Genomic DNA, 7,396 nt, shown 5'->3' on the forward strand with positions numbered 1-7,396 from the left:
GATGTTCGTCGAGGGCATCAGCGACACCAGCCGCTGTTCACGCGATGGCCCGGCGTTCTGGGGCGAGAATCTGGAGCCGATGGCCTGCACGCCGCTGGACATCCCGCCCGACCGGCTCGTGCTCGCTCCGCATACCTACGGCCCGGATGTGCACCCCCAGCCGTTTTTCGACGACCCCCGGTTTCCGGCCAACATGCCGGAGATCTGGGACCGACGATTCGGCCAGTTCGTGGCGCAGGGCTACACCGTGATGCTCGGGGAATTCGGCGGCCGCTACGGCGAAGGTGATCCACGTGACCGCGCCTGGCAGGACGCGCTGGTGTTCTATCTGATCGGCAAGGGCATTCACAGCGGGTTCTACTGGTCGTGGAATCCGAACTCCGACGACACCGGCGGGTTGCTCCGCGACGATTGGCGGACGCTGCACCAGGAAAAGGTCAGCCTGCTGCGAACGCTGTGGTTCGGCGACACCGAGGCACCGGCCCCGCCGCCGGACGATGCCTACACCGAGGCGACCACATCCGACGCCGGGTCCGAACCGCCGGCCGAGTCACGCGATCGCTCCGGCAAGCAGCCGGACGCCGGCATCACTACTCATGTGGACCGGCTGTCGACCTGGGGCGAGGGGCTCTGCGAGCAAGTCACCGTCCGCAACACATCGTCGCGACAGGTCATCTGGCGCGTCAGCCGGCAGCTGGACGGCCAGATCTCCCAGCTGTGGAACGCGGCGTCCGAACCCGGCGCGGCGGGAACCCGCTTCCGGGGCGTGTCATGGAATGCAACGCTGGCCCCCGGCGCCAGCGCGCACTTCGGTTACTGCCTGGAGCGCCGCAGGTCCGGCCCCACCGCAATGCCACGCGCGCCAGCTGATGGCTCGATCACCACCACGCTGACCCTGCAATCGGACTGGGGCGAGGGTTACTGCGTCCAGGTCGACGTGCGCAACACCGGAGCGCAGCCATCGACCTGGGCGGCGCAGGTGCCCGTCGAGGGCCGTATTCGCGAATTCTGGAACGCCGAGTACAGCCGCGAGAACGGCATGCTCACCGTTCGCGGAAAACCCCACAACGCGCAACTGAAGCCGGACGAACAGACGCATTTCGGCTTTTGCGCGCTGCGCTGACGGCGTGCCAGACTGATCGGACATCGCGCGGGAGAACCGATGATGCGAACGGTTGTGACATTGCTGCTGTGCGGTCTCGGCCTGCCGGCCTACGCCGGCAGCGCGGACGATTTCGACTTCTGGGTCGGCCAGTGGAACCTGACCTGGGGTTCGGACGGACAGGCCACCAACACCATCACCCGGGAACTGAACGGCAAGGTCATCCGGGAGCAGTTCGACGCCCGTCCTGGCGATCGACTGGTCGGCACCAGTCTGTCGGTCTACGACGCCAGGTCCGACGAATGGAAGCAGACCTGGGCCGACAACACCGGCGCGTACCTGGATTTCACCGGCGGGTTGAACCCCGACGGCACGATGGAACTGTTCCGCCCCGCCACGTCACCGGACGGCGAGCCCATGCTGCAACGGATGCTCTGGTACAACATCCGTCCGAACTCGCTGGACTGGAACTGGGAACGCTCGCTGGACGGCGGCCAGAGCTGGCAAACCGTCTGGAAAATCCACTACGAACGGCGACAGCCGCTGCGCTGACCCCGCTCAGAAACTGACGGCGAATCCTGCTCGGAATTCCGTCGTATCCAGCGTCTCGTAGTCCTGCAGGGACAGCACCGCCGAGAAGGCGTCGGTCAGCCCCCAGCGGAATCCGCCGAGGAAGATCTTGTCGTCGTCGACATCCGCATCGGCATCGACCATGTCCACGTAGGTGTAGCGCGCGAACAACTCACTGCGGTCTCCGATCGGAAACGACAGGCCCAGCGATCCGCCGATACCGTTGTTCTGGATGGTCGTCACTTCCGTCATCGGCGTGGCCGGATCATCGGCCTGGATGCGAAAGCGCATGTGTTCGAAGCTCACGGCCGCCTGAACCGCCAGATCGCCGGCTGATTCAAAGACATAACGCGGTCCGGCGCCAATGCTGGCGGAAATGAAATCGAGTTCCGGGTCTTTCTGGTCCTCACGCCAGTCCAGGTCGGCGTACCAGGCCGCGTACCCCCAGAACGATTTCGCGAACCGAAGTCCGAACCCCAGATCGCTGTCACGATCCGGGCCGTTGCTGCCGAACTCGGTCTGACTGTAGTGCAGCTCGAAATAATCGGCCTGCGTGGAACCGGCGGCGCAGGCACCCGCCCACAGCAACAAGCCAGCAATCGCAACTCCCTTGCCCATCGGAATCTCCGTTCCCGTTCGTCTCCGGCGCCGATGATAGCGGAGTCGGAGAACGGGCGGGCGTGTTGCGCCCGCCCGATCCGGTCAGGATTGCGGCTGCTTGACCACGCGCAGATACGGCGTCTTGGCATCCCAGCCATCCGGGAACTTCGTCCGCGCCTCCTCGTCGGAGACCGACGGCACGATGATCACGTCATCGCCCGGCTCCCAGTTCACCGGCGTCGCCACCTGATGCTGGTCGGTGAGTTGCAGCGAGTCCAGCACACGCAGGATCTCGTTGAAGTTGCGGCCGGTCGATGCCGGATAGGTCAGCGTCAACCGAACTTTCTTGTTCGGATCGATGATGAACACCGAGCGCACGGTCAGCGTGTTGTCCGCCTTGGGGTGGATCATTCCGTACAGTTCGGACACCTTGCGATCGGCGTCGGCAATCATCGGAAAGTCCGGCTTCACGCCCTGAGTGGTCTCGATGTCCTTGGACCAGCCGTGATGGTCTTCGACCGAATCCACCGACAGGCCAATGACTTTCGTGCCACGCGCGGCGAACTCGTCCTTCAGCTTCGCGGTGAACCCGAGTTCAGTGGTGCAGACCGGCGTGTAGTCCTTCGGGTGCGAGAACAGCACACCCCAGGATTCACCCAGCCAGTCGTGAAAGCGCAGCCGACCGATCGTCGTGTCGGCTTCGAAATCCGGTGCGATGTCGCCTAGTTGCAGAGCCATTGCGTTCCTCCGTGAAAACGTGGGCAGACGATGCGCCCGCCACGCGGAGTTCTCAAGACATTTGCTTATAGCGTCTGGCACGATGCGCCAGCCGCCATGCCAGCAGCACACCCGCGCTGCCGAGGCCGGCGATGATGCCCCACCACAGGGCATTCGGACCGAACTCGAAGCGGAATGCCAGCACGGTGCCCAGCGGCATGCCGACCGCCCAGTAAGCCACCAGCGTGATGACCATGGGCCAGCTCGTGTCCTTGTAGCCGCGCAGTGCCCCGGCGGCCGACGCCTGCAGGCAGTCGAACAGCTGGAACAGCGCCGCCCAGAACAGCAACCGCACGGCCAACGGCGCGACCTGCTCGCTGTCCGTGTACAACCGCACGATGACATCCGGCGCCAGCAGCATCAGCGTCGCCGACAGACAGGCGAACAGCAGACTCAGACCCACACCGGTCCAGCTGGCCCGCTGCGCGGCCTCCGGATCACCGCGGCCCATGGCGTGACCGACTCGCACCGTCGCCGCGAAGGCGATGCCCAGCGGCACCATGAAACAAACCGCCGAGTAGTTGATCGCGACATGATGCGCGGCCGCCGGGATGTCGCCGAATCGCGCCATGACCAGCGAGGTCGCACCGAAGAAGCCGGCCTCGAACGTGAGCATCGCGGCAATCGGCAACCCGACGATCAGCCAGTCGCGGATGGTCGACCAGCGTGGCGCCACCCAGGCGGCGAACAGGTTCAACGCCCGCAGCCGGACATTTCCGCGGTAGGCAAGCGCAAACAGGACCATCATCGTGGTGTCGGCGATGGCCGTGGCATAGCCGCATCCGAGCGCGCCCAGACGCGGCGCACCCCAGTTGCCCCACATCAGCACGTAGTTCAGCAGCACATTGACGATCAGACCGGCGATCCCGACCCACAGAAACGGCCGGGTTTCGCCCATGCCGTCCGCGCCGAAACGCAGCACCAGCAACACCGCGAACGCGGGCGAGCCCAGCGCAACCGCGCGCAGGTAGCCGGTTGCCGCCTCCGTACCCGCCGGCGAAAGCCCGAGGCGCTGCATCAGCGGCGCGGCAGTGACCCGCATGACCACCAGCAGCAACAACCCGACCAGCACCGCCACCCACAGGCATTGCTGGAGATAGCGGCCGATGTGATCGGACGCCTCCCCGGCACCGCGCTGGTGCGCGACGATGGGCGACAAGCCGTTGGCCAGCCCGATCACCAGCAACCCCAGGATCATCCAGTAGCTGGCACCCGACGCCACCGCGGCCAGGTCAGCGGCCGACAGACGCCCCGCCATGATCGTGTCCGCGACACGCGACCCCATCATCGCCAACTGGGCGAGGACGATCGGGGTGGCCAAGCGGACCGAGGCGCGGATTTCAGCCAGCAGCGCGGCCATGACGAAACCTTGCGAGCGCGAAAAGGGCGCGGGAGTCTAGCGAAATCTGCCGCCTATCGGAGGCCGGCCTCGCATCCGGACTCAGGGGCGCTGTAATCGATGCTTGAAGTCCCGGGCCTAAGTGCTTCTTTTAACGGCAATTTGACTTCGAATCGCTATTGTTTGGGCTGAAACGCTCCATTACTCTGCATCGATAAGGGATCACGCGGGCGCAGGTGCGTCCGTCTGCCAAGTCGGGGGAATAGATGAATACGCAATTTTCCGCGTGGCTACGCGCCATCGTGCTGGCCTTGATCAGCGTCAGCATCATCGCCTGTGGAAGTGACAACACACTTTCCGGCGACAACGATGATTCCGGCGACGGCACGGGCGGCGTCGACGACCCCACGGACCCGGTCAACGAGATCGTGCTGCGCATGGGCACGCTGGACGGAAACACCGGCACCTTCACCCAGAACGTCATCTTCGTCGAGGACTCGCCGATCGCCGACGGCGTCGGCACGGCGCTGCGCGTGGACATCGTTGACGAAAACGGCACGCCGTACACCGACGAGGCCATCACCGTCGCCTTCACCGCCAACTGCGCGGACGCCTCCGCGCTGCCGACCAACCGATCCACCGGCACGTCCGGTAGCGCCTCGACGGTCTACACCGGCACGGTCGCCTGCGCCGGACAGGATGCCGTGACCGCGACCGCCAGCTTTGGCGACCAGACGCTGACCGCCACCAGCAATGTCGAAGTGCGGGTGGTTCGCATGGGCGTGCTGGACGCCGGCACCTTCACCGAAGGCGCGATCGCGGTGGGCCAGTCTCCGATCGCAACGCGCGGCTCCTCCGGCCTGCGGGTCGATTTCGTCGATCAGAACGACGATCTGGTCACATCGTCCACCCTCAGCGTCGCCTTCTCCAGCGCCGTCTGCGGCAACGACGCCAGCCTGGATTCGCCGGTGAATTCGGTGAACGGGACCGCGCGTTCGACATTCCAGGACGCCGGATGCGCCAGCGGCTCCGAAATCACCGACACCATCAGTGCATCCACGACCGCGTTCGGGAAGACCTTGTCCGCGACCGGTTCACTGACCGTGCGGCCCGCCAATCTCGGGGCGCTTGAGTTCGTCCAGGCCAACCCGCCCGTGATCGGCCTGCGCGGCACCGGCGGTCAGGGCATTCAGGAGACCTCGACGGTCACCTTCCTGCTGCGGGACGACGTCGGCGATCCGGTGGAAGGCGAAACGGTCACGTTCTCGCTGGACCGGAATACCGGCGGCATCGAGCTGTCGGACACCCAGGGCATCACCAACTCCGACGGTCAGGTCTCCGTCGTGGTTCGAGCCGGAACCGTGCACACCTCGGTTCGGGTCCGCGCCGAAGCCACCGACGGCAACTCGGGCGAAACCATCTCCAGCCAGTCCGATCAGCTGGTGATCTCCTCCGGCATCGTCGACAACGACAGCTTCTCGCTGACCGCGGAGTGCTTCAACCTTGAGGCCTTCGACTACGATGGCGTCGAAACCCAAGTCAACATCCGCCTCGCCGACCGCTTCAACAACCCCGTTCCGGAGGGCACCGCCGTCGCCTTCACGACGGAGGAGGGCTCGATCGACGGACAGTGCTTTGTCGACGCGACCGGCGCGTGTTCGGTGACCTGGCGCAGCCAGGGACGTCGGCCCGAGGACGGACGGACCACCGTACTGGCGACCGCGACCGGCGAGGAAAGCTTCTTCGACAGTAACGGTGACGGCGTTCACCAGGATGGCGAGCAGAATCTGGCCATCCAGGATTTGCCCGAGGCATTCCTCGATCGCGACGAGGACGGCACCTACGACGCCCTCGGCTTCGGCACCAACGGCCGTCAGACACCGAACCGACCGTTCACCTCAATCGAGGCCGATTCGAACGTCGACTTCAACAACGACAACCTGCACAACCCGGCGAGCGGCAGCTTCACCGGTCTGCTGTGCGAGAGCGGTTGCGACGATCCGACCGAGGGCACGCTGCTCAGCGTCCGCGAATCGCTGGTTCTGATCTTCTCCGGCTCCACCGCCCATGTCGACGGACAGTTCATCGCCGACGGCGACGGCTTCAATGACAGCCTGCTGGTCCTTGATCAGACCGGCACCGATCCGTCGCCCACCGGCGTGGCCCTGACGAGCAATTCGGCCGACTTCGACGGCACGATGAATCTCGGGCAGCAGTTCGACAACAACGGCGATCCGACATCCTTCATCGGCGGCGCATCCATCGGCGTGATCCTGCGCGATGAGCGCGGGCAACCCCTGCCGGTGGGGACAACGGTGGTGATTGACACCGACATCGGCTCACCGGCCGGCATCGCCAGCTACGAGGTGCTGTGCACGACCAGCGACTCGCTGCTGTCGCACCTGTACGTGTTCTCGATCGATGGCCCGGATCCGGACGCGGAAGCGGACCAGGGCTCCATCCGCATCACGGCGACCACACCGCGAGGGATCTTCAGGCAGCTCAGCTACGGCGTGACGTTCACCCCGGCACCCGACGGCCCGTAGACCGATGGTGGTGGATGCGCCCGGCGGGCCATTGACGACCGCCGGGCGGGGCACCCCGCCGCGAACGAACGCCCTCCCCTAACGGGAGATGTCGTGCTTTCTCAGCAGGCCGCGCAGCTTGTCATAGCTGAGTTGCAACGCCGTGGCTGTACGCCCCTGGTGATGCTGGTGAGCGTCCAGCGCCTGCATCAGCCTGTCGGCCTCGAACTCCGCGACCGCGGCGGAAAAGTCATACGGGTACTGAACCGGCTCCGGCACCTGACTCTGTCCCGCTCCGACCTGGATCGTGGCCGCCGGCATGCTTTCGGGCATCCGGGATGCCGGCCGAAACGGTGACGCGAACGGGTCGAACTCGATTCTGGAGACGGGTTTGCCGGTCGCCGTTCGGTACACCGCTCGTTCCACCACGTTCTTGAGCTCACGGACGTTGCCCGGCCACTCGTAGTGCTGGAGTGTCGCCGC

6 protein-coding genes and 1 pseudogene are annotated in these 7,396 nt (G+C 65.4%); 3 read left to right on the forward strand and 4 right to left on the reverse strand.

Annotated elements, in window-relative coordinates:
• A partial coding sequence (locus tag ABNS06_RS09200; protein ID WP_348674089.1) for a cellulose binding domain-containing protein occupies nt 1-1,123 on the forward strand: 1,123 nt, incomplete at its 5' end.
• A gap of 39 nt (nt 1,124-1,162) precedes the next feature.
• On the forward strand, nt 1,163-1,654 hold the full coding sequence (locus ABNS06_RS09205) for a hypothetical protein (protein ID WP_348674091.1): 492 nt from the start codon (nt 1,163-1,165) through the stop codon (nt 1,652-1,654).
• A gap of 6 nt (nt 1,655-1,660) precedes the next feature.
• Here ABNS06_RS09205 and ABNS06_RS09210 read toward each other — a convergent pair whose 3' ends face one another.
• The 3 genes from ABNS06_RS09210 to ABNS06_RS09220 form a co-directional block, all read right to left on the reverse strand.
• Nucleotides 1,661-2,290 carry an outer membrane beta-barrel protein gene (locus tag ABNS06_RS09210; RefSeq protein WP_348674093.1) on the reverse strand — a complete coding sequence of 210 codons (630 nt, stop codon included), beginning with the start codon at nt 2,288-2,290 and terminating at the stop codon, nt 1,661-1,663.
• Nucleotides 2,291-2,374: 84 nt separating this feature from the next.
• Nucleotides 2,375-3,010 carry a peroxiredoxin gene (locus ABNS06_RS09215; RefSeq protein ID WP_348674095.1) on the reverse strand — a complete coding sequence of 212 codons (636 nt, stop codon included), beginning with the start codon at nt 3,008-3,010 and terminating at the stop codon, nt 2,375-2,377.
• A gap of 52 nt (nt 3,011-3,062) precedes the next feature.
• The gene (locus tag ABNS06_RS09220; RefSeq protein ID WP_348674096.1) at nt 3,063-4,409 is read right to left on the reverse strand and encodes an MATE family efflux transporter; all 1,347 of its coding nucleotides are present in this window, start codon (nt 4,407-4,409) and stop codon (nt 3,063-3,065) included.
• Nucleotides 4,410-4,654: 245 nt separating this feature from the next.
• Between ABNS06_RS09220 and ABNS06_RS09225 the strand changes: the two genes are divergently transcribed.
• The gene (locus ABNS06_RS09225) at nt 4,655-6,934 is read left to right on the forward strand and encodes a hypothetical protein (protein ID WP_348674098.1); all 2,280 of its coding nucleotides are present in this window, start codon (nt 4,655-4,657) and stop codon (nt 6,932-6,934) included.
• A 78-nt stretch (nt 6,935-7,012) separates the two neighbouring features.
• Here the strand turns inward: ABNS06_RS09225 and ABNS06_RS09230 are convergent.
• Nucleotides 7,013-7,396 (reverse strand): annotated as a pseudogene (locus tag ABNS06_RS09230) (phage shock protein operon transcriptional activator); the annotation flags it as partial.

Source organism: uncultured Abyssibacter sp., from assembly GCF_964000955.1.
Lineage (GTDB): Bacteria > Pseudomonadota > Gammaproteobacteria > Nevskiales > OUC007 > Abyssibacter.

What these genes read in the sequence shown, in the direction of transcription:
- ABNS06_RS09215 (WP_348674095.1), bottom strand. Translation starts at nt 3,010, where the DNA reads ATGGCTCTGCAACTAGGCGACATCGCACCGGATTTCGAAGCCGACACG.
- ABNS06_RS09220 (WP_348674096.1), bottom strand. Translation starts at nt 4,409, where the DNA reads ATGGCCGCGCTGCTGGCTGAAATCCGCGCCTCGGTCCGCTTGGCCACC.
- ABNS06_RS09225 (WP_348674098.1), top strand. Translation starts at nt 4,655, where the DNA reads ATGAATACGCAATTTTCCGCGTGGCTACGCGCCATCGTGCTGGCCTTG.
- ABNS06_RS09210 (WP_348674093.1), bottom strand. Translation starts at nt 2,290, where the DNA reads ATGGGCAAGGGAGTTGCGATTGCTGGCTTGTTGCTGTGGGCGGGTGCC.
- ABNS06_RS09205 (WP_348674091.1), top strand. Translation starts at nt 1,163, where the DNA reads ATGATGCGAACGGTTGTGACATTGCTGCTGTGCGGTCTCGGCCTGCCG.